The sequence below is a fragment of the Neotamlana nanhaiensis genome, from assembly GCF_000943555.1.
In the GTDB taxonomy this organism is placed as follows: domain Bacteria; phylum Bacteroidota; class Bacteroidia; order Flavobacteriales; family Flavobacteriaceae; genus Neotamlana; species Neotamlana nanhaiensis.
In genome coordinates, this window is record NZ_JTDV01000005.1 from 362,662 (window position 1) to 385,243 (window position 22,582).

At 33.7% G+C, this 22,582-nt stretch carries 19 protein-coding genes; 13 read left to right on the top strand and 6 right to left on the bottom strand.

Annotation, left to right across the window (positions count from 1 at the left end; all coding sequences use genetic code 11):
* Nucleotides 1–151: 151 nt before the first annotated feature.
* Nucleotides 152–1,444: a serine hydrolase domain-containing protein gene (locus tag PK35_RS09080; protein WP_052825948.1), complete on the bottom strand. Its 1,293-nt coding sequence runs from the start codon at nucleotides 1,442–1,444 to the stop codon at nucleotides 152–154.
* Between the two features lie 128 nt (nucleotides 1,445–1,572).
* Complete coding sequence (locus tag PK35_RS09085) at nucleotides 1,573–1,989, bottom strand: MotA/TolQ/ExbB proton channel family protein (RefSeq protein ID WP_044626381.1); 417 nt, start codon at nucleotides 1,987–1,989, stop codon at nucleotides 1,573–1,575.
* A gap of 189 nt (nucleotides 1,990–2,178) precedes the next feature.
* Here PK35_RS09085 and PK35_RS09090 point away from each other — a divergent pair, with 189 nt between their 5' ends.
* Together PK35_RS09090 and PK35_RS09095 are read left to right on the top strand one after the other, a co-directional pair.
* A complete protein-coding gene (locus PK35_RS09090) occupies nucleotides 2,179–3,228 on the top strand; it encodes a sensor histidine kinase (RefSeq protein ID WP_044626382.1) in 1,050 nt (349 codons plus the stop codon).
* On the top strand, nucleotides 3,228–3,941 hold the full coding sequence (locus PK35_RS09095) for a LytR/AlgR family response regulator transcription factor (RefSeq protein ID WP_044626383.1): 714 nt from the start codon (nucleotides 3,228–3,230) through the stop codon (nucleotides 3,939–3,941). The genes PK35_RS09090 and PK35_RS09095 overlap by 1 nt, the downstream gene beginning before the upstream one ends.
* Before the next feature lie 88 nt (nucleotides 3,942–4,029).
* Here the strand turns inward: PK35_RS09095 and PK35_RS17165 are convergent, their stop codons facing one another.
* From PK35_RS17165 to PK35_RS09110, 3 genes are all read right to left on the bottom strand, one after another.
* Nucleotides 4,030–5,340 carry a RelA/SpoT domain-containing protein gene (locus PK35_RS17165; RefSeq protein ID WP_052825950.1) on the bottom strand — a complete coding sequence of 437 codons (1,311 nt, stop codon included), beginning with the start codon at nucleotides 5,338–5,340 and terminating at the stop codon, nucleotides 4,030–4,032.
* Between the two features lie 231 nt (nucleotides 5,341–5,571).
* Nucleotides 5,572–6,972: a dihydrolipoyl dehydrogenase gene (gene lpdA, locus PK35_RS09105; RefSeq protein ID WP_044626384.1), complete on the bottom strand. Its 1,401-nt coding sequence runs from the start codon at nucleotides 6,970–6,972 to the stop codon at nucleotides 5,572–5,574.
* 100 nt (nucleotides 6,973–7,072) lie between these two features.
* Nucleotides 7,073–8,680 carry a S41 family peptidase gene (locus PK35_RS09110; RefSeq protein WP_044626385.1) on the bottom strand — a complete coding sequence of 536 codons (1,608 nt, stop codon included), beginning with the start codon at nucleotides 8,678–8,680 and terminating at the stop codon, nucleotides 7,073–7,075.
* A gap of 85 nt (nucleotides 8,681–8,765) precedes the next feature.
* Between PK35_RS09110 and smpB the strand changes: the two genes are divergently transcribed.
* The 4 genes from smpB to PK35_RS09130 all read left to right on the top strand — a co-directional run bounded on the left by smpB (nucleotide 8,766) and on the right by PK35_RS09130 (nucleotide 12,334).
* Nucleotides 8,766–9,224, top strand: coding sequence for an SsrA-binding protein SmpB (smpB, locus tag PK35_RS09115; RefSeq protein WP_044626386.1), 459 nt, complete (start codon nucleotides 8,766–8,768; stop codon nucleotides 9,222–9,224).
* 125 nt (nucleotides 9,225–9,349) lie between these two features.
* Complete coding sequence (locus tag PK35_RS09120) at nucleotides 9,350–9,883, top strand: hypothetical protein (protein ID WP_044626387.1); 534 nt, start codon at nucleotides 9,350–9,352, stop codon at nucleotides 9,881–9,883.
* 18 nt (nucleotides 9,884–9,901) lie between these two features.
* A complete protein-coding gene (locus PK35_RS09125; protein ID WP_044626388.1) occupies nucleotides 9,902–11,707 on the top strand; it encodes a Xaa-Pro dipeptidyl-peptidase in 1,806 nt (601 codons plus the stop codon).
* Between the two features lie 18 nt (nucleotides 11,708–11,725).
* Nucleotides 11,726–12,334, top strand: a complete 609-nt coding sequence (locus tag PK35_RS09130; protein ID WP_044626389.1) for a pyridoxamine 5'-phosphate oxidase family protein — start codon at nucleotides 11,726–11,728, stop codon at nucleotides 12,332–12,334.
* Nucleotides 12,335–12,676: 342 nt separating this feature from the next.
* On the opposite strand, the gene PK35_RS09135 is transcribed toward PK35_RS09130, so the two are convergent.
* Nucleotides 12,677–13,318 carry a protein-L-isoaspartate(D-aspartate) O-methyltransferase gene (locus tag PK35_RS09135; RefSeq protein ID WP_044626390.1) on the bottom strand — a complete coding sequence of 214 codons (642 nt, stop codon included), beginning with the start codon at nucleotides 13,316–13,318 and terminating at the stop codon, nucleotides 12,677–12,679.
* 159 nt (nucleotides 13,319–13,477) lie between these two features.
* Between PK35_RS09135 and PK35_RS09140 the strand changes: the two genes are divergently transcribed.
* The 7 genes from PK35_RS09140 to PK35_RS09170 all read left to right on the top strand — a co-directional run bounded on the left by PK35_RS09140 (nucleotide 13,478) and on the right by PK35_RS09170 (nucleotide 22,425).
* The gene (locus tag PK35_RS09140) at nucleotides 13,478–14,437 is read left to right on the top strand and encodes a Gfo/Idh/MocA family protein (RefSeq protein ID WP_044626391.1); all 960 of its coding nucleotides are present in this window, start codon (nucleotides 13,478–13,480) and stop codon (nucleotides 14,435–14,437) included.
* Between the two features lies 1 nt (nucleotide 14,438).
* Entirely contained in the window at nucleotides 14,439–15,326 is an 888-nt protein-coding gene (locus PK35_RS09145) for a 3-hydroxybutyryl-CoA dehydrogenase (RefSeq protein ID WP_044626392.1), read from the top strand.
* Nucleotides 15,327–15,341: 15 nt separating this feature from the next.
* Complete coding sequence (locus tag PK35_RS09150) at nucleotides 15,342–16,001, top strand: YggS family pyridoxal phosphate-dependent enzyme (protein ID WP_044626393.1); 660 nt, start codon at nucleotides 15,342–15,344, stop codon at nucleotides 15,999–16,001.
* A 41-nt stretch (nucleotides 16,002–16,042) separates the two neighbouring features.
* Entirely contained in the window at nucleotides 16,043–17,413 is a 1,371-nt protein-coding gene (locus PK35_RS09155) for an exonuclease domain-containing protein (protein ID WP_044626394.1), read from the top strand.
* Nucleotides 17,410–19,371, top strand: a complete 1,962-nt coding sequence (locus PK35_RS09160; protein WP_082048560.1) for a DUF3857 domain-containing protein — start codon at nucleotides 17,410–17,412, stop codon at nucleotides 19,369–19,371. Before PK35_RS09155 ends, PK35_RS09160 begins: the two co-directional genes overlap by 4 nt.
* Before the next feature lie 343 nt (nucleotides 19,372–19,714).
* Entirely contained in the window at nucleotides 19,715–21,565 is a 1,851-nt protein-coding gene (locus PK35_RS09165) for a DUF3857 domain-containing protein (protein ID WP_044626396.1), read from the top strand.
* Between the two features lie 26 nt (nucleotides 21,566–21,591).
* The gene (locus tag PK35_RS09170; RefSeq protein WP_044626397.1) at nucleotides 21,592–22,425 is read left to right on the top strand and encodes an ion transporter; all 834 of its coding nucleotides are present in this window, start codon (nucleotides 21,592–21,594) and stop codon (nucleotides 22,423–22,425) included.
* Nucleotides 22,426–22,582: the final 157 nt, after the last annotated feature.

Sequence of the window (22,582 nt, forward strand, 5' to 3'; positions counted from 1 at the left end):
TATTAATAATACTGCGCTTCACTCAACTAAAATTAAGGAATTTTTAATTGATTTTTCCACTTTGCGTAAGTATTACTTTTTTATTTTAAACTGACGATGTTATTTGTGTTTTTAATTAAAAAAACAGTGTTTAAATGACGATGTAATAAATTTAGTCCTCAATAGATTGCACAACTAAGCGTTTAAAAATATCTGATGTATTATCGCCAATACGTTGGGTTTGCTTTAATAAGATTCCTAAAAATTCTTCATTAGGGTCGGCAAAATAAGTGGTGTTAAAATAACCACCCCATTGGAAAGTCCCTTCACTCCCATGACCTCCTAAATCTGCTGCTTTTTTATCAATTAAACCAAAAGCTAAACCATGTGACGTACCAATTTCTCTGTTTATGTACGGAATTTGATTGGTCAAAATAGTGTTTACCGTTGTTCTGCTAAGTAAACGCTTGCCATTATAAACACCGCCATTTAAATACATTTGCAAAAATTTAGCGTAATCTTCTGCGGTACTCGTTAAACCTGCACCTCCCGAAAAGAATGTTTTTGCGCCTTTTTTAGGATAATCGGTATCGTAAAACGTTACTGGAAATTTTTCCCAAGCACCATCATTTTTGGTTTGCACCGTTACTAAACGACTGTACTTGCTTTCTGGTAAATAAAACTGGGTGTCTTCCATACCTAACGGCTCAAAAATTCGTGATTTTAAAAATGCATCGAAAGGCATTCCAGAAATCACTTCAACAAAATAACCTAACACATCTAGACCTTCGCTGTAAGTAAAACGTTCACCTGGGTTATGATGTAAGGGTAATTTGGCTAAAATTTTCACACTTTCTTCAATGGTTACGGGTTTGGTAGTAAACAAATCGGTTACACCTGCTTTAGCATATATTTTTTTGAATTTTGCGTCGCCATCTATTTGTCCGTAGCCCAAACCAGAAGTATGGGTTAACAAATGTTTTATAGTGATTTGGTTTTCGGCAGGTTTTGTGGTGTATGACGAATCGGCTTCATTAAAAGTATCCAACAGTTGCGCTTTACCAAATTCGGGAATGTATTTTGAAATAGGATCATTTAAATTGAACTTGCCCTCTTCCCAAAGCATCATTACCGCTGTAGAAGTTATAGCTTTTGTTTGCGATGCAATTCGGAAAATAGCATCGTTTTCTAACGGTTTATTTTCAGCATTATCGGCCATTCCAAAAGATTTAAAATACACGATTTTACCTTTTCTGGCCACTAAGGCTACTGCTCCTGGAATCATATTATCCGCAATAGCGTGTGTTAACAAGGTGTCTATTCTCGCAAGGCGCTCACTAGACATACCTGCACTTTTTGGTGAAGCCTCGGCTAAAACATCTTTAACTACTATTTCAGTCTCCGATTTGGTTTTACAGGATACAAAAAGAATTGCCGTTAGCGCAAGTACATATATTTTTTTCATGAGTTTTTGTTGATTTACAAATTAGGATAGCTAAGTTAATTTTTTTATCTGCTTTCATCTTAAAATCAACAAAAAAAGTGAACCTAACGAGATTCACCTTAATAACTGTTCGTTATTTTTTTGATTGCTTATTCTTCTTTTATAAACCATCTCAAAATCAATATTCCAAATCGAGAGACTACAAACGAGAATAACCCAAATGTTGCGGTTAATAAGGATATTTTGAGTCCGCCAGCAAAAACTTCAGGACTTGGGCTTCCCATAGCTTCAACCGAATCGAAAGCCATTATTAAACCTATTACTGAACCTAAAAACCCTAAAACCAACCCTAACAAACTAGAATCGATCGTAAGGCGCAAGTACTTTTTTGATGCGTCTTTATTCTTCTTCAAGTTTATAAATCCGAGTACAATAAATAAAATAGACAATAATAAACAGATTAAAATTAAGGACATAAACAACGGTCCTCCTTCGTAAAAACGTTGTAAAATTTGAAGCGGAAGTACTAATTTTTCTAAAAACAGAGCTACTAAAAGTAATTTCATAATGTGATGATTTTAATTAAACATGCTCAAACTTAGCATCCCAGTTTGGTTTAAAAATTAAAATGCGACGAGTAACCTGTTTAGCCCCTAAATTAACTTAAATGTAAAATCGGGAATTAATTCGGTTATTCGTCTACAAAAGTTATTTTCTGATTAAAAATATGGTATAATTGTACAAATTAGGCAAACATGCTCACAAAAAAGTTTATTCTAAACAAAATAGCGCAGGCTGGTTTACACATTGCTTTTTGGATTGGTGTGCTGTTTTTTTACACCTATTTGTTCGGGACAGATATTAAAAATTTTAACGACACCTTACTGTTCTCTTACTTTTTAATGCCCGTTACTATTGCCGTTACTTATGTTTCCATTTATAAATTAATCCCCGATTATTTAATAAAAAAACGCTACGCTCTATTTGTGCTTTATAGTGTTTATGCATTTATTATTTCGTTGTATTTAATCATGGTTTCCATTTTTTTTAGTTTGATTTATTTATCGAATTTCGAGTATTCGCAAATGGCTCCTGCTACCAAAAACACCTTATTTATTGTTACCGCGGTGTATTTAGTAACATTTATTGTGAGTGCTTTTAAGTTGCTAAAATTAAACCTAAAAAACACCGAGCAAAACAATGCTTTAAAAACCAAAATTTTAGATACCCAACTAAAGTTAAAAGAACAAGAATTACACTACTTAAAAATGCAAATTCATCCGCATTTTCTATTTAACACCTTAAATACGTTGTATGGTTTTGCATTAAAAAAAGCCGATGAAACCCCAGAAATGATACTAAAACTATCTAATTTATTAGATTACTTGTTGTATCAAGCCGATAAACCTTTCGTTGCACTATCAGAAGAAATAGAACATATTAAAGATTACATTACGCTTGAAAAAATGCGCTTTAACGACACCTTAAATGTGAGTTTTAAATCTGTTTTAAATGATGATAACAAAACTATTGCACCCATGCTGCTGCTCCCTTTTGTTGAAAATAGTTTTAAACACGGTGCTTTGCAAAACGGCGCTTTAACTATTGCTATGAATTTAGAAAGCTACGCAAACAACATTGTATTTAGTATCACAAATTCCTTTAAAAACGAAGTAAAAAAACCACATGGCATTGGATTAGATAACATCAAGAAGCGTTTAGAATTGGTGTATCCAAACAAGCATCAATTGCATATTAGCAATACAAACCATATTTTTAAAGTAGAACTTACATTACATCAATAATGCACAACGCCAACATAAATTGTTTAATTGTAGATGATGAAGCTATTGCTCGTGAGGTAATTGCAACACATTTATCGAACATTGAAAATATTACAATCGTGGCGAGTTGCAATAGTGCTATTGAAGCTTTTAAACACATAAGTAACCAAAATATCGACCTTGTTTTTTTGGATATAAACATGCCTGAAATTTCAGGAATTTCGTTTGCTAAATCCATCAACAAAAATATTAAAGTAATTTTTACCACAGCATATCGCGATTATGCGGTTGAGGGTTTTGAGCTTAAAGCGGTTGACTATCTTTTAAAACCTATCGCTTTTAACCGATTGCTAGATGCTGTAAATCGCTATTTTGAAACTCACCAAAACACAGAGAAACAAAGTATTTCTACCACAGAAACTCACGATTTTATTTTTGTGCGCTCTGATAGAAAAATGATTAAAATAGACTTTGATAGTATTATTTATGTGGAAAGTTATAGCGATTATTTAAAAATTCACACCACAGAGAAAATCATAGTAACTCGTGAAACCATTAGCGCTATTGAAGGTAAACTACCCAACACCAAATTTATAAGAATTCACCGCTCATACATTATCGCTTTAGCACATATTTCCTCGTTTACAAACGAGCAAATTACCATTTTAAAACAGGCATTACCTATTAGCCGAAGTTATAAAAAAGAAGTGTTGCAAGAGTTGGAAAAATATTAAAGTCATTTCCTTGAAGGCGAAATATTTTAAATTGAAGTTTTGAAGCCATGACAATTATAAAAAAGTAAAGAAAACATTTTTGTATATCTTAAATCGCATTTAGCTTTTTCATCCTCCTTTTTTGTTTCCAAAAAACATACTTCACCATTCTCTTAACAACAAATCTATTAAGCCCTTTCTTTGGTAAATATTCTCGAAATATTTCTTGGAAGGAATTAATTTTATTACTGTGATATCGTAACTCTTTACTAATATCTCCTTGCCATTCTCTTTCTTTCTTTGTCATTTCCTTCTTTAAATGGCGAGATTTATTTTCTGTTAAACTTTTAGAATAAATTAATTCTTTAACAGAGTTATTGATTCTACTAATGACTATATTTTGATAGTAATCAAAAAATGAGAAAAAATCTAAATATTTACCATTCTTCAATGATTCTATAATTAATGACTCAAATATCAAAGAACTTTCATCTTCAAAACTGTGATAGGTTAAGATATAATTAGAATATGCAATACTTATTTGATTATAATTTGGCTTTGGGAGATGAGTAAGAACAATATTTGCTTTCTGATTATTCTTAAATCTATTAAAATAGTCCCTTTCAGCATCTTCAAAATTATCATATGCAGCAATTTTAGGCACTTCTACTTTAGAAGCCTCAATTAAAAAATATTTGTATCTCGCTTTTGTTTCAATATATAGCCATTGCTCTCTTACTCGCAAATGATTTCTAACAAAAACTTCAGAAAGTTTATCAATATATTTATATTTTTTACTAATCTTAGCAATAATTTTTTTCTCCTTTAAATTTAAATTTCTTCTCTTTGACAAAAGTTTATGAAATGTAAATAATTCTTCATTTCTTCCATATTCCTTCAACCCTGAATCAAAAAGCAAATCAGAAATTTCGACTAAAGTTGCCCAATTATGATCATTTTGATTTCTTATTTGAATTTCTAAAGTCTTATCATCATTTGGGAGAGATACATATAAATGTAAACTTTTATAACCATCATTTTGTGGTTTTTCAATCCAATCATTTGTTTTTTTTATGTTTAAAATTTTACTTATTTCATCTTTCAACTTATAAACTTCACTATCACTATTGACTATACATCTGCATCCTCCAATATCCCACATTCTTGCTAACTCCATTTTTGGAAATCTATGAAGTTTAGTAATAATGGATTCAAATCTTTTTATTCGATAAGTTACAATAGTATTTCTTCCAACCTTGTATTTTATTCGGCATAATTCTCTGAAAATTTTGGCCAATGAGTCTTTATGAGAAGTCCTATAATTTTCTAATTCTTGGATTGTACCGTCTGAGATATTACCATATTCATTTCTGATTTTATCTCCTAATCTATTAATATCTCCTTTAGTTATCTTTGTCAACTTAATTTTAAGGCTTTACTCATCCGTTTAAGATGTAATTTATAAAATTTACTTTCTTTATCTTTTCTAAAAATAAATCTAAAAAGTAATCTTTTACAACAAAGTTGTTATGAGTTTTTAACAACAAAAAAAGCAAACCAATATGGTTTGCTTTTATGTTTATGGGTTTTCGAAATCACAACAAGACACTCCGACTGCGCTCAGTGCGACAAACGCAATGACTAATATGACTTACGCATGCAACGCTCTATCATCAGTCGCAGCTAAGGCCGCTTCTTTGATAGCTTCGGTAAATGTTGGGTGTGCATGACTCATACGCGAAATATCTTCGGCACTAGCACGGTATTCCATCGCTACAACAGCTTCAGCAATCATATCGGCAGCACGTGCGCCAACCATGTGTACACCTAAAATTTCATCGGTAGTTTTATCAGCTAAAACTTTTACAAACCCATCAATATCCATACTAGCTCTAGCTCTTCCTAAAGCACGCATTGGGAAAGATCCTGCTTTGTAAGCTACTCCAGCTTCTTTTAATTGTTCTTCTGTTTTACCAACAGCAGCCACTTCTGGCCATGTGTAAACCACACCTGGAATTAAATTATAATCGATGTGTGGCTTTTGTCCAGCTAACGTTTCAGCTACAAAAACACCTTCTTCTTCAGCTTTATGAGCTAACATGGCGCCTTTTACAACATCTCCAATCGCATAAATATTACTTGCCGAAGTTTGTAAATGATCGTTTACTTCTACTCTACCTCTTTCATCAATTTTAACACCAGCAGCTTCAGCGTTTAAACCATCGGTATACGGACGACGACCAACAGATACTAAACAGTAATCCCCTTTAAATTCAACCTCTTCACCTTTCTTATTATCGGCTTTCACAATAACCTCATTGCCTACACGCTCCACAGATTTTACTTTGTGAGAAGCGTTAATTTTGAATTTTTGTTTCTTTAAAACTTTATTTAATTCTTTTGAAACACCTGCATCCATTGTTGGTACAATTCTATCGGCGTACTCAACCACAGAAACCTCTGCTCCTAAACGTTTGTAAACCTGACCAAGCTCTAAACCAATAACACCACCACCAATAACGATTAAATGTTTTGGTATTTCTTTTAATTTTAAAGCTTCGGTTGATGTAATTACACGTTCTTTATCTATTTCAATAAAAGGTAAAGTTGATGGCTTACTACCTGTAGCAATAATGGTATTTTTAGCTTCAATTTCGGTGGTTTCTTCACCTGCAATTGTAATATGTGTAGCGTCTTTAAAGCTTCCTAAACCTTGGTAAACATCAATGTTGTTCTTCTTCATTAAAAAATAGATACCACCTGTTGTTTGATCTACAACAGCTTGTTTGCGCGCTATCATTTTTTCTAAATTAACTTTTACATCGCCAGGTAATTCAATACCATGCTCCTCAAAATGCTTTACCGCATCTTCGTAATGGTGTGACGAATCTAAAAGCGCTTTACTTGGTATACAACCAACGTTTAAACAAGTACCACCAAGCGTTGAATATTTTTCTATTAAGGCAGTTTTCATACCCAATTGTGCACAACGAATGGCTGCAACATACCCTCCAGGTCCAGAGCCTATTACGGCTACATCATATGAATTCATAAATAATTTAATTTTCTATTTAAAAAAATCCCACTGTCGTGGGACTATATACAAAAGTACAAATGTTTTGTTTTTAGACAATGAAAAAATGAAGCTAAAACTAAGGTTTTTTCGAGCTATTTATATGATTTAAAACCCATTCTAATTCCGGATCGCAATTTTCTTGAAAGTCTTCAACGGTGGGTAAAACTTCAACATCGGGTTTTACACCATAACCATCTGGATTTTGCTTTTGTGGCGCCTCTATTTGCATCATCCCCATGCGCACCCTTACTTTACTTGTTGGCAAACTATAAATTTTATAAATACCTGCCACACAGCCATTATAAGCACCTCCCGTTTCTTCGCCAACAAACATCGCTCGCTTTGTAGCCTTTAAATGTGTAGAAAGTAATGAGGACGCAGAAAAAGAATTGCCATTTATAAGTACATAAATTTCGCCCTTAAAGTGCAATAGCTTTGGAGGTTTTATTTTTGTTTGCTTGTTAAAGTTGTAGTATAATTTTCCATTTTCTTTTTTAATTTTAAACACATTATGAAGCACTACAAAAGGCGATAAAATACCACCAATTAGTTTTGCTGAGTTGGGCGTTGCATTCGTCATAAACGATTTTAAAAACGGTATTCTGCTATTTACTTCACTTGGGTTTAAAAATTGATAATTGGTTTTGGTTAAAAATCCGTATAAATAATCTATTTCAGCAATGCGTCCACCACCATTATCGCGTAAATCAATCACTAAGTTTTTTGTTTTTGCAGAATCTAATTTAGTAAACACCTCGTTATAAAACTTTTTATAATTGCCGTTGGTAAAACTTCTTATTTTCATGTAAGCAACGCTAGTGTCTTTACCAATAAAATTGAAATTTCGAGTGTATTGCTTACGTTTGGCTATAAAACCGTGCTTTTTATTGTACTTTTTAGTTCGCTTTTTAGCTAAGCGCTGTTTTTGTTTCTCGGCTTTACTTAATTTTTTAGGTTTTTCATTTTTTGCCGAAAGGCTATCGGCTGTCGCAATTTCTTCATCTTCATCTTTATCTTTTTTAATTCGTTTAAATTGCTTTACAAATACAGAATCATGCTGCTTAAAGGTTACCGATAAACTATCTAAAAAACCTTTATCGCGTGTGTAATACACAGGAAACCCTTTTGCCACAAAACGATTATAGAGCGTCGTGTTAAAACCATCAGACGCAAATAAAGTTTTATAATTCTCTATAAGTTTTAAAACCGAATCGTCTTCAATTTTAATTACTTCTGTTCCAATTAAAGTAGAATCTTTTCCGAAGTTATTTTTCACCCAAAGTCTATCATCTAAAAACTCAAATTCTAAATCATAAAAATCTAACTTTTGCTTTTTTAAAGCTTTGCGTTCCTTTTTTGTAAATCGCCTAACCGTATATCCCAAACCAACATGACCTTGCTTTACTTGAGCTAAAACTGGAGCTATTTTTTTATAAAATGCATTGGTATTTAATGGTTTCGTAATGGTGCTTTTTAAACTATCGAATTTAAAATCTAAAACCTCTTTTGATGTATATTGATATAAATTAGGATGATGCTTTTTTAGTTGATTATACAATTTATCTACATCCAATTTTAAAGCTTCAACAGTATGAAATTGAGCTATTTGATCATTGTATTTTTTAACACTTGTGCATGAACTAAAAACTAAACCAATAACAATAAAAACTACCGAATATTTCATAACAATTTAAAACTTGAGATGTAAATAAAATTAACTCAATACCAAAAGTATATACAAATCATAAATTTATGTAGTTTTGTACTTTATGCAAAAGAAAATTAACATACTAAATCGTAAAGCTCGTTTTAACTACGAGATTTTAGATAAATATACCGCTGGAATTGTTTTAACTGGAACCGAAATAAAATCAATTAGAAGCGGAAAAGCCTCCATTGCCGAAAGTTTTTGCGAGTTTAACGACCGTGGGGAACTTTTTGTTATAAATATGACTATTGAAGAATATTTATACGGCACCTACTACAACCACAAACCCAAAGCCGAACGTAAACTACTTTTAAATAAACGTGAACTAAAAAAGCTTAATAAAGAAGTACAAAATACAGGTTTAACCATTGTACCGCTGCGTTTATTTATTAACGAAAAAGGCTTAGCCAAAATAGAAATTGCACTTGCCAAAGGTAAAAAGCTTTACGATAAGCGCGACACTATAAAAGATCGCGACAACAAACGTAATCTCGACCGAATTAAAAAGATTTACAAGTAAATTCCATTTTTGGCATAAAATCTGTGAGTACAGTCAACAAAGTGTTAATTTTTTAAGAAAACCTTAACGCTTCAATTTAGGCCAAAACTGTACTTTGTACACTTAAATCATCTTCATTTTTAATTATGAAAAAGCTACTATTTATACTTTTTTTAGGCATTTTTAGCACCACTAGTTTTGCACAAGAAGAACCCGAAGACATCTCATTAACTTATCCAGAAAAAGTAACCACGGTTGAATCTACCATACAAACGCTTTACCGTGTAATTTCAGGAGAAAAAGATCAAGAACGCGATTGGAAACTTTTTAAATTTTTGTTTAAACCGGACGCTAAATTAATACCTACGTTAAAAGATAAAGATGATAAATTAACGGTGCGCTATATGTCGCCTTCAGACTATATAAAATCTTCTGGTGATTGGATGGTTCGAAACGGTTTTATTGAACGTGAAATACACCGAGAAGTTCATGTTTTTGGACATATTGCTCAAGTTTTTAGTACCTACGAATGTTATGAAAGTTTAAGTGATGAAAAGCCGTTTATGAGGGGGATTAATAGCATTCAATTATTTAATGATGATGAACGCTGGTGGATTACCAATATACAATGGAGTCAAGAATCGGCTAAATACCAAATTCCGAGTAAATATTTACGATAAACATACGATTTTCCAAACATGCAAAAATTAACTTTTTTTATTTTATTACTAAGTACAAGCATATTGCTTGCACAACAAACCACAAAATCACAACCTTATTTCGTTGATGGCGAAGCCCAAGTGGTTGAAGCTTTTAGCGAGCCTTCAAAATGGATTCGTCACGATTTATTTGTTGAAACCACTTTCGATTCTGACAAAGATGGCAATCTAGACCGTGTTCATGTTGATGTAACACGCCCTTACCAAACCGAAACCGATGGTTTAAAACTTCCTGTTATTTATGAATCTAGTCCTTATTATGCGGGTGTTGCTCCCGATGTTGAAGGCGGCTTTTGGAACGTAAATATAGAATTAGGTGAAATGGCCGAAGAGCGCGTACACGCTCCTGTAACAAGAATTGGCGAACGCCCAATAATTTCTAATTCGCAAATTAAAACTTGGGTACCTCGTGGTTATATTGTGGTACACTCGTCATCTCCAGGCACTGGTTTATCTCAAGGTTCTCCAACTGTTGGTGGTAAAAACGAATCGTTAGCTCCAAAAGCAGTTATCGATTGGCTAAACGGTCGTGCCAAAGGTTACACCGAAGCCGTTGGTGGCGAAGAAGTAAAAGCGTACTGGACTACTGGAAAAGTAGGTATGACGGGAACTTCATATAATGGTACATTACCACTTGCTGCAGCTACAACGGGAGTAAAAGGTCTTGAAGTAATTATTCCTGTGGCTCCAAACACATCATATTACCACTATTACCGTTCTAACGGATTAGTACGTTCTCCTGGAGGTTATTTAGGTGAAGATATTGATGTATTATACGATTTTATCCACAGTGGCGACGAATCAAAACGTGCCAGCAATAACGCTCGTGTTAGAGATACCGAAATGAAAAATGGTATGGACAGAATTACTGGCGATTACAACGATTTCTGGGCAGGTCGCGATTATTTAAACCAGATGGATGATATGAAAGCGGCGTTATTAATGTCGCATGGTTTTAACGATTGGAATGTCATGCCAGAACACAGCTATCGTATTTATAAAAAAGCCAAAGAAATGGGCTTAGAAACAGCTATTTATTACCATCAGTTTGGTCATGGCGGTCCGCCACCATTAAGCATGATGAACAAATGGTTTACACATTATTTATTCGATGTTGATAATGATATTGAAAACGAAACAAACAAAGCATTTATAGTCCGCGAAAGCGATAAAATGGAAGATCCAACCGCTTACAAAGATTATCCAAACCCAGATGCTAAACCTGTTACATTTCATTTAACAAAAGGTGCTCCAAATACAGGTGGTCTAGTAACTAAAACACCTGCTAAACAGGGCTCAGAAACATTAATTGACAATTACTCATTTAACGGTGAGGCTTTAGCTAAAGCGGAGATTACAGAGCATCGTTTAATTTATGTAACTCCAAAATTAACCAAGGCAGTTCATATTTCGGGCGTACCATCTTTTACAGTAAAAGTAGCCAGTAGCAAACCTGCTGCAAATTTATCGGTGTGGTTAGTTTCACTTCCGTGGAATGATGGCCGTAGGTCGAAAATAACCGATAATATTATTACAAGAGGTTGGGCAGATCCGCAGAACTACAAATCTTTAACAGAAAGTAAACCACTTAAACCGGGTAAATTTTACGAGGTAACTTTTGATTTACAACCGGATGATCAAATTATTGAAGCGGGACAACAAATAGGATTAATGATTTTCTCTAGCGATAAAGATTTCACCTTGCACCCAAAACCTGGAACGGAATTAACCATAGATTTAGATGGCACAAGCTTAACTTTACCTATCGTAAATCCAGAATTTTAATTAAAAAACTAATAACAAATGGGCAAACAGTTTCAAGAAATAACACCAGAAATTAAGGAGTTTATAGAAGCTCAAAAAATATTTTTTGTTGGTACAGCTGCCGCCGAAGGCCGTGTAAACGTTTCACCTAAAGGTCACGATACACTTCGTGTGTTATCACCAAATGAAGTGGTATGGCTTAACCTTACTGGAAGTGGCAACGAAACGGCTGCCCATTTGTTACAAAATAATAGAATGACCATTATGTTTTGTGCTTTTGAAGGCAAACCGCTTATCTTAAGACTTTATGGTCATGCAAAAATATATCACGAGCGCGATGATGAATTTAAAAAACACATTGGCCTATTTGAAGCGAATGTAGGTTCCCGACAAATCGTGGTTTTAAATGTTGATTTAGTACAAACCTCGTGTGGCTATTCCATTCCGTTTATGGATTTCAAGGAAGAACGCGGACAGCTAAATTCTTGGTCTCAAAAACAAGGAAAAGAACGCATTGAAGCCTATTGGGAAGAAAAAAATACCAAAAGTATTGATGGTTTTGAAACTGGGATTTTGGAGTGGATAAAAGATACTTCGACTGCGCTCAGCGTGACAAAAAAGTTTCTCGCTAAGGAGCAAAGGCGCTAAGTTTAAACACTTTTTTTTGATGGTTCTGTCTGCTGTTATCTGTCTACCGTCAAAAAACCACAACTATCATTCAAAAGAAGGTACGACTGAAGAATCTTCCATAACAAAAGATGCTTCGACTGCACTATGTATGACAAAAAAGTTTCTCGCGAAGGCGCAAAGGCGCTATGTTTAAGCACTATTTTTTTTAATAGTTCCGTCTGCTGTCATCCGTCTCCCGTCAAAAAAAACAACACTGTCATTCAGAAGGAGGCACACTGAAGAATCTATAGCTCTAAAGATGCTTCGACTGCGCTCAGCATGACATCACAACTAACAACTATCAACTATCAACTATCAAACCTAATTCTTATCCTCTAACAGCGGGACAAACCTAAATTCACCAAACTCATGTTGCTCGAATTCCTTTTGACCTTTTCTAATAAAAAGCGTCATTATTTGAACCTCATCCCCTACAGGAATTACAAGTCTGCCGCCTATTTTAAGTTGCCCCAATAATGGTTTTGGTACAAACGGCGCTCCTGCAGTAACAATAATACTATCAAATGGAGCTTCTTCCGGTAAACCTTTATAGCCATCGCCAAAAATGAGCTTTTTAGCACGATAACCTAATTTTGGTAAAAACCTGCTTGTTTTTTTAAACAATTCTTGTTGGCGTTCAATACTAAAAACACGAGCCCCAAGCAAACACAATACGGCAGTTTGGTAACCACTACCCGTACCTATTTCTAACACTTTGTGCCCAGGTTCAATTTGCAACAATTCACTTTGAAAAGCTACAGTGTAAGGTTGCGAAATGGTTTGGTCGGCAGCAATAGGAAACGCTTTATCTTGGTAAGCGTGGTCTAAAAAACTAGAATCCATGAACAAATGGCGTGGTATTTTACCAATAGCTTGTAGCACTTTTTCGTTGGTAATACCTTTGTTTTTTAACACATTAACAAGCTGTTGGCGTAAGCCTTGGTGTTTAAAAGTATCTTTCAATTTTTGGGTGGGTTTAGTTGGCTAAAATTAAATAAACATTTTAAAGCTAAAAACTATTTACAAAGATTTTATTTTTAGCAAAGCTTCAGCTAAAAAGTCAATTTAAATCCCTAAATTCAACCTTTAATTATGTTATTTTTGTTTAAAACGTAAAAAATTATGCTAAACGCTGGAGTACTTGGTGCTGGCCACCTAGGAAAAATTCATTTAAGGCTATTAAATCAATCAAATAAATACAATCTTGTTGGTTTTTATGACGCCGACGAGGAAAACGGAAAAAAAGTAGAAGCCGAATTTGGGTACAAATTTTTCCCAACTATTGACGCACTAATTGATGCTGTTGATGTTGTGGATATTGTAACCCCAACCCTTTCGCATTACGACTGCGCTAAACAAGCCATCGCAAAAGGTAAACATATTTTTATTGAAAAACCTATTACCAATACGGTTGAAGAAGCCGAACATATTCGCGAACTTCTTGCAGAACACAAATTACGCGGACAAGTAGGTCACGTAGAGCGTTTTAACCCTGCATTTTTAGCTGTAAAAGACGATATAAAAGCTCCTATGTTTATTGAAACGCATCGACTTGCAGAATTTAATCCTAGAGGAACCGATGTACCTGTGGTTTTAGATTTAATGATTCACGATATCGATATTATTTTAAGCATAGTAAAATCGAAAGTGAAGCATGTTTCGGCGAGTGGTGTTGCAGTAATTAGCGACACACCAGATATTGCCAATGCGCGTTTAGAATTCGAAAATGGCTGTGTTGCTAACCTAACGGCGAGCAGAATTTCACTAAAGAAAATGCGTAAAGCTCGATTTTTTCAAAAAGATGCTTACATCTCTGTCGATTTTTTAACTAAAAAATGTGAAGTGGTTAAAATGAAGGATGCACCAGAAAAACCAGGTGATTTTGATATGATTTTACAAAATGCTGAAGGCGTTAAAAAACAAATTTATTTCGATAACCCTGAAATAGCAGACAACAACGCCATTTTAGACGAGCTTGAAACCTTTGCTGATGCCATAAATAACGATACCACGCCAGTGGTTACACTACACGATGGTACTGAGGCTTTACGTGTTGCCAACCAAATAATTAATAATTTCTAACATGAAAAACATTGCTGTAATTGGCGCGGGCACCATGGGCAATGGTATTGCTCATACTTTTGCGCAATGCGGATTTCAAGTTAACCTAATCGATGTAAATGAAACTGCTTTACAAAACGGTTTAGCTACAATTTCTAAAAATTTGGATAGGCTATTGGCTAAAGAAAAAATCTCGGAAGCAGATAAAACAAATACTTTAGCTAATATTTCTAGTTTCACAAACTTAAAAGCTGGTGTTAAACAAACCGATTTAGTGGTTGAAGCTGCTACAGAAAACCTCGATTTAAAACTTAGCATTTTTAAACAACTAGACGCCGTTTGCCCTCCTGAAATCATTTTAGCGACAAACACTTCATCTATTTCCATTACCCAGATAGCTGCAGCGACAAAAAGAGCTGATAAAGTTATTGGTATGCATTTTATGAATCCGGTTCCTATTATGCAATTGGTTGAAGTAATTCGCGGGTATAACACCAGTGATTTGGTATGCGAAACCATTATGCAACTATCGAAAACTTTAAGAAAAACACCTGTAGAAGTTAACGATTACCCAGGTTTTGTGGCCAACCGTATTTTAATGCCAATGCTTAACGAAGCCATGGAAACACTTTATAATGGCGTTGCCGGTGTGCAAGAAATTGACACGGTTATGAAATTAGGTATGGCACACCCCATGGGACCACTACAATTGGCAGATTTTATAGGTCTCGATGTTTGCTTATCCATTTTAAACGTACTGTACGACGGCTTTAAAAACCCTAAGTACGCGCCTTGTCCGTTATTAGTAAACATGGTTCGCGCAGGAAAACTTGGTGTAAAATCTGGTGAAGGTTTTTACGATTATACTACAAGTAAAAAAGCCGAAACCGTATCGAAACAATTCAGCTAAAAAATAGCTCAACACATGTCTGTAAAAGAAAATTTAAACAATATAAAATCAACTTTACCCGAACACGTTACTTTGGTAGCCGTTTCTAAAACCAAACCTGTAAGTGATATTATGGAAGCCTACAATGCCGGACAACGCATTTTTGGTGAAAATAAAATCCAAGAAATGGCAGAGAAATATGAGGAGTTACCTAAAGATATTGAATGGCACATGATTGGTCACGTGCAACGCAACAAGGTAAAATATATGGCACAATTTGTGAGCCTGATTCATGGGGTAGATAATTTTAAATTACTCGCTGAAATTAACAAACAAGCCTTAAAACACAACCGCATCATTGACTGCTTACTTCAAATAAAAATTGCTGAAGAAGATAGCAAATTTGGAATGACAGCCGCTGAAGCTTCAGAGATTTTACAATCGGAAGACTTTTCAGAATTAAAAAATATAAATATTGTTGGCGTTATGGGAATGGCTACATTTACCGATGATGAACAACAAATTAAAAACGAATTTACGCGTCTAAAATCAATTTTTGATACATTAAAAAGTCAGCATTCAGAATTCAAAATTGTTAGCATGGGCATGAGTGGCGACTACCAATTAGCAATACATTGCGGGAGTACCATGATTCGTGTAGGAAGTAGTATATTTGGTCATCGCAATTATTTATAGACGATAGCCAACAACCAGTATTAACTTTTAACTTTTAACAAATCTACGCAATAGTCGACATAGAAACCACGGGCGGTAAATACAACGAAGAAGGTATTACCGAGATTGCCATTTATAAATATGATGGTCATGAGGTGGTAGATCAATTTATTAGTCTTGTAAATCCAGAGCGCGAAATTCAACCTTTTGTGGTTAATTTAACGGGCATAAACAGTAACATGCTTCGCAACGCACCTAAATTTTACGAAGTAGCTAAACGCATTGTTGAAATTACAAACGATTGTATTCTTGTGGCTCATAATGCCAAATTCGATTACCGAATTTTACAAACCGAATTTCGTCGCTTAGGCTTCGATTACGAACGCAAATCGTTGTGCACGGTAGAACTGTCGAAATATTTAATTCCCGATCAACCTTCGTATAGTTTAGGTAAATTGGTACGTTCGCTTGGTATTCCTGTAACCGACAGACATCGCGCTTCTGGCGATGCTCTAGCTACGGTAAAATTGTTTAAATTATTGCTGAGTAAAGATTCAGAAAAAAAGATAATACAAGAATCCATCAGGCAAAATCCGAAGCACCAATTGGAGCCTCGACATTTAGATATTTTAAGCGAGCTACCTTCGATTACTGGTGTTTACTATATTCATAATAGTGATGGCGATATCATTTATATTGGAAAAAGTAACAACATAAAAAAGCGCATAAATCAGCATTTTACGGGCACAAATCCGAAATCAAAAAAAATCCAAGCTAAAGTTTATGCGGTAACTTACGAAGCTACGGGTAGCGAATTAGTAGCTCTTCTAAAAGAAAGTGAAGAAATTAAGCGAGTTAAACCCATTTACAATCGCGCGCTAAGACGTAATATTTTCACGCATGCCTTATATAGTTTTAAAGATGATAAAGGCTATATTAATTTAAAGATTGATGCTGCCGATGGCCGAAAAAAACCAATTACAACCTTTAGCAATCGCCAAAGTGGAAAAAGTTTTATTACTAAAGCAGTTGAAGATTATACCCTTTGCCAAAAACTAAGTGGATTGTACAATACCAAAACCAGCTGTTTTAATTACGAAATAAAGGCCTGTAATGGCGCGTGTATTGAGAAAGAAACACCCGAAGATTATAACAAACGTGTTTTAGCATTAATTGATAAAAACAGTTATGCCAACAAAAACATGGTTATTATCGATAAAGGTCGCGATGTGGATGAACGCAGTGCTATTTTAATAGAAAATGGCGTTTTTAAAGGTTTAGGCTTCTTCAATTTAAACTATCAAATTAATACTATTGAGGTTTTAGAATCTATTATAACTCCAATGCAAAACAACCGAGATACACAGCATATTATTCAAAGTTATCTCAGAAAAAATAAAAGACTAAAAATCATCACAATAAAAACTACATGAAAAAAAGTTACATCTTCGCTCTGTTTTTAACCTACTCTATTTTATCATTTTCTCAAGCTATTGAGGTGGAACCCAGCTTTAGAGTTTCGCTTAAAGACTTAAAAATGAATTCCTTCGAAAAAGACACCACGGCTAATGCTGTTGTGCTTTACGAATACGGAAAAAGCTACATAGAACCTCATCATTATAAGTTAATTACCGAAAAAAAGTTTAAAATTAAACTATTAAATAAAGACGGATTTAAACATGCCAGCGTAAATATTCATTTGTATAAAAAAGATAATTTTATGCTAGAATTTGTTGATGATATTGTGGCCACCACCTATAATTTAGAAAACGGAGAGGTAGTGACTACAAAACTTAAAAAAAATCAGATTTTCACTGAAAAATACGATGATAATCATACAATTAAAAAATTCACACTTCCTAATATAAAAGAAGGCTCCGTTATTTCGTATAGCTACAAAATTGAAAGTCCGTTTAAATTTAAATATCATCCTTGGTATTTTCAAAGCGACATTCCAAAAGTGTATAGCGAATATAATACAAGTATTCCTGCAAACTACCGCTACCATATTAAATTAATTGGAGGTAAAAAACTTGCTATCAACGAAAATAAATTAGAAAAAGATTGTCTTAGAGGTGGTAACGGCGGTGTAGCTAGTTGTTTTGTATCTCGATATGCTATGAAAGATATGCCCGCTTTTATTGAAGAAAGCTACATGACCACAAAATACAATTACCTCTCAAGAATTGAATACGAACTTGAAACCTTCTCGGGTTTTGATGGCACAAAACAAGACTTTACCAAAAGTTGGAAAGATGTTGACAAAGAACTTAGAACCGATAAAAACATTGGTAAACAACTTAGAAAATCTGTTAAAATTGAAGAAATTTTACCTCAAAACATCATAAATGAGCCAGATGCTTTAAAAAGGGCACAGGCTATTTACAAATTTGTTCAAGACAATTATACATGGAATGAAGAATTCGCAATGTTTAAAGATGTATCGGTAAAAGATTTAATTAAAGAAAAATCGAGTAACGCCACGGCCATAAATATTTTGCTTAATATCTTGCTTGAAGAATCGGGTATAACCTCATATCCTGTTTTACTTTCTACTAGAGGAAATGGTTTTGCAACAAAAATTTTCCCTGTATTAACCGATTTTAATTATTTAATTGCAAAAATCTCTATTGACGGAAAAGATTATCTTCTCGATGCTACCGATGGTTATTTAACCTTTGGAGAACTCCCTTTTAGATGTTTAAACCAATACGCACGTCTTCTAGATTTTGAAAGCGAAAGTTCTTGGATAGATATTCAACCAGCATCAAGATCTTCTAAAATGTACACTGTGTCTTTAAGTTTCGATGAAAACCAAAATCTAACTGGCACCGTAAAAAACAGGCTAACGGGTTACAATGCGTATTTTGCAAAACAAGATTATTTCCCCAACGACGAAGCCTATGTGGAAGAACTTACAAACAACTCCCCTTTTATAGAGATTAGTAACCATAGTGTTAGCACAGAACAAGACAGTAAAATGTTTTCCGAGTCGTACGATATAGAATACATACAAGACGAAACCGGAGAAAACATTTATATTAATCCGTTTGTAATAAAGTTTTTTAAAGAAAACCCTTTTAAATTACAAGAGCGTTCCTACCCTATCGATTTAGGATTTAAACGCAACTATTTATACACAACCACTTTAAACATTAACGATAACCATACCGTAAAGGAACTCCCCGAATCAGTTCGATTAGGTTTACCAAATAATACTGGCGAGATTAATTTTAATGTAACACAATTAGGTAACGTTTTAAGTTTAACCTTTAAACTTAGTTTAAACAGCGAAATTTATCCTGCTTATTATTACCCATACCTTAAGGAATTTATGAGTAAAGCGGTGGATATTCAAAAAAATTCAATCATTGTGCTTACTAGCAAATAGATTTACTTTTTCTTATTTTTAATTGTAATGAAGGAAATGAAAAACTTAGAAAAAAATACATAAAATTTCATAAGTACTAATTAATAGTAATATAATAAACCGCTCTTTTGACTTTAATCGGTATTATAAAAGTATACGGAGCGGTATAACTGCTTCAATTTTTTAGAAAAATAAATAACAAGCATGCTATTTAAAGTATATTAAGAAAATTATAAATGCTCATACTAAACAACACATGAAAAAAAGTTATTACTTCGCTCTGTTTTTTATCTTCTCGTTATTTACATTTTCCCAATCAATTAAAACTGAACCAAGCTTTAGAGTTTCTCTTAAAGATTTAAAAATGAGCTCTTTTGAAAAAGACACTACTGCTAATGCCGTTGTGCTTTACGAATATGGCAAGAGCTACATAGAACCACATGATTATAAACTAATTACTGAAAAAAAATTTAAAATTAAATTATTAAACAATAATGGTTTTGAACATGCCAATGTTATTATTCATCTGTTCAAAAAGGATAATTCTATGCTAGAATATGTTTATGATATAGTAGCAAACACCTATAACCTAGAAAACGGTGAAGTAATAATCACAAAACTTGAAAAAGATCAAATTTTTACCGAGCAATACGACGATAATCATAGTTTTACCAAATTCACATTACCCAACGTCAAAGAAGGTTCGGTAATTTCTTATAGCTATAAAATTGAAAGTCCATTTAAATTTAAATATCATCCTTGGTATTTTCAAAGTGATATACCAAAAGTTTATAGTGAATACAACACAAATATTCCTACAAATTACTGTTATCACACAAAGTTAATGGGAGACAAAAAATTAGCGGTTTATGAAGACACACTAAAAACAGATTGTCGTAGAGCAAGCAAAGGACTGTCTGCTAACTGTTGGATTTCAAAATATGTTATGAAGGATATGCCGGCTTTTATTGAAGAAGACTTCATGACAACCAAATACAATTACCTTTCAAGAATTGAATACGAGCTTGAATCTTTATCTGCTTTTGGCAGAAAAATAAATTATACCAAAACCTGGAAAGATGTTGACAAAGAACTTAAAACCGATAAAAACATAGGGAAGCAGCTTAAAAAATCAATTCAAGTTGAAAAAATTTTACCTCAAAACATCATAAACGAACCCGATGATTTAAAAAGAGCACAAGCTATTTACAAATTTGTTCAAGACAACTATACATGGAATGAAGAATACGCAATGTTTAAAGATGTATCGGTAAAAGATTTAATTAAAGAAAAATCGAGTAACGCCACAGCCATAAATATTTTGCTCAATATTTTTCTTAAACAATCGGGTTTAACATCATATCCTGTTTTATTATCAACAAGAGAAAATGGTTTTGCCACAAAAGTATTCCCTGTTTTAACCGATTTTAATTATTTAATTGTAAAAACAACAATAAACGGAAAAGATTATTTACTCGATGCTACCGACAGTTATTTAACTTTTGGAGAATTACCTTTTAGATGTTTAAACCAATACGCCAGACTTTTAGATTTTGAAAACGGTAGTTCATGGATAGATGTTTTTCCATCAACAAGATCGTCTAAATTGTACAACGTAAATTTAAGTTTCAACAAAAACCAGAATGTAAGTGGTACCGTAAAAAACAAGTTAACAGGTTACAATGCATATTTTGCAAAACATGATTATTTCTCTGATAATGATGCTTATATCGATGAGCTTACCAACTATTCACCATTCATAGAAGTTAGCAACCATACCGTTCATACCGAAAAAACCAGTAATTCCTTTTCAGAATCTTATGACCTAGAATATACGCAAGACGAAATAGAAGGAAACTTATATATAAATCCGTTTGTAATTAAGTTTTTTAAAGAAAACCCGTTTAAACTACAAGAACGTTCATACCCTGTCGATTTGGGCTTTAAATACAATTATTTATACACAACCGTTTTAAACTTAAACGAAAATCATACCGTAAAGCAACTTCCTGAATCTGTTCGGCTAGCCATACCCAATAACGCTGGAGAGCTTTATTTTGATGTCAATCAAATTGGAAATGTTATAAATTTAACCTTTAAACTTAGTTTAAAAACCGATATTTATCCCCCAGACTATTACCCATATCTAAAAGAATTTATGAGTAAAGCGGTCGATATCCAAAAAAATTCAGTCATTGTACTTACTAGCAAATAGATTTACTTTTTCTTATTTTTGAATTAATGAGAGAAAACCAAAAACAATGGAAAAAAAGACTTCATGAAATTATTTATGAAGCAGATACTCCTGCCGGAAAACTATTTGATGTTGTATTATTAATAGTTATTCTGGCAAGTATTCTGTTGGTTATGTTAGAAAGTGTAAAAAGTATCGATAATAAATATCACAACTTTTTAAACATTTCAGAATGGGTAATTACCATATTATTCACCATCGAATATATTGCCAGAATAATTACCGTAAACAAGCCTATTAAATACGTTACCAGTTTTTATGGAATTATCGATTTACTATCAACCATTCCAAAATACATCTCATTATTTTTTGGTGGCATTCATGCTTTGGCAGCTTTACGTGCATTACGACTGCTTCGCGTATTTCGTATATTAAAATTGGCACGCTATTTAGGCGCATCAAACAATTTGGTACGCGCCATAAAAGCCAGTAGAGCCAAAATATCGGTATTTCTATTTGCCGTGTTAATTGTAGCCATAATTTTAGGAACCATAATGTATTTAGTTGAAGGCGAAGAAAATGGCTTTACCAACATTCCGCGCAGCGTATACTGGTGTATCGTAACGCTTACTACCGTTGGGTTTGGCGATATAGCACCTCAAACACCACTGGGACAATTTTTAGCCTCCTTAGTTATGATTTTAGGTTACGGTATAATTGCCGTACCAACAGGAATTGTATCGGCCGAATACACCAGCCAAACCAATACCAATAAACCACAAACTCCACATTTAAACTCACAATCTTGCGCAAATTGTTTAGCCGATAAGCATCAAGATGGCGCAAAGTTCTGCCACAAATGCGGGCATCCGTTACATTAATATTGGGGCATTACCACAAGGGTCGGGCTATTCGTTACAAGTCCTCGCTCCTACGTCGCTGTGGGCTTTTCACTGCTATCCCTAATGCGAAGATTGGGTACAAATCATATTTTAGGTATAATTACTTCAACATAGGTTGAATTGTAGTGTCACGGCG

Coding starts and splice junctions, on each gene's coding strand:
- PK35_RS09080 (WP_052825948.1), bottom strand. CDS start 1,444: ATGAAAAAAATATATGTACTTGCGCTAACGGCAATTCTTTTTGTATCC.
- PK35_RS09170 (WP_044626397.1), top strand. CDS start 21,592: ATGAGAGAAAACCAAAAACAATGGAAAAAAAGACTTCATGAAATTATT.
- PK35_RS09145 (WP_044626392.1), top strand. CDS start 14,439: ATGAAAAACATTGCTGTAATTGGCGCGGGCACCATGGGCAATGGTATT.
- PK35_RS09160 (WP_082048560.1), top strand. CDS start 17,410: ATGAAAAAAAGTTACATCTTCGCTCTGTTTTTAACCTACTCTATTTTA.
- PK35_RS09090 (WP_044626382.1), top strand. CDS start 2,179: ATGCTCACAAAAAAGTTTATTCTAAACAAAATAGCGCAGGCTGGTTTA.
- PK35_RS09125 (WP_044626388.1), top strand. CDS start 9,902: ATGCAAAAATTAACTTTTTTTATTTTATTACTAAGTACAAGCATATTG.
- PK35_RS09085 (WP_044626381.1), bottom strand. CDS start 1,989: ATGAAATTACTTTTAGTAGCTCTGTTTTTAGAAAAATTAGTACTTCCG.
- smpB (WP_044626386.1), top strand. CDS start 8,766: ATGCAAAAGAAAATTAACATACTAAATCGTAAAGCTCGTTTTAACTAC.
- PK35_RS09120 (WP_044626387.1), top strand. CDS start 9,350: ATGAAAAAGCTACTATTTATACTTTTTTTAGGCATTTTTAGCACCACT.
- PK35_RS09150 (WP_044626393.1), top strand. CDS start 15,342: ATGTCTGTAAAAGAAAATTTAAACAATATAAAATCAACTTTACCCGAA.
- lpdA (WP_044626384.1), bottom strand. CDS start 6,972: ATGAATTCATATGATGTAGCCGTAATAGGCTCTGGACCTGGAGGGTAT.
- PK35_RS09165 (WP_044626396.1), top strand. CDS start 19,715: ATGAGCTCTTTTGAAAAAGACACTACTGCTAATGCCGTTGTGCTTTAC.
- PK35_RS09140 (WP_044626391.1), top strand. CDS start 13,478: ATGCTAAACGCTGGAGTACTTGGTGCTGGCCACCTAGGAAAAATTCAT.
- PK35_RS09130 (WP_044626389.1), top strand. CDS start 11,726: ATGGGCAAACAGTTTCAAGAAATAACACCAGAAATTAAGGAGTTTATA.
- PK35_RS09095 (WP_044626383.1), top strand. CDS start 3,228: ATGCACAACGCCAACATAAATTGTTTAATTGTAGATGATGAAGCTATT.
- PK35_RS09110 (WP_044626385.1), bottom strand. CDS start 8,680: ATGAAATATTCGGTAGTTTTTATTGTTATTGGTTTAGTTTTTAGTTCA.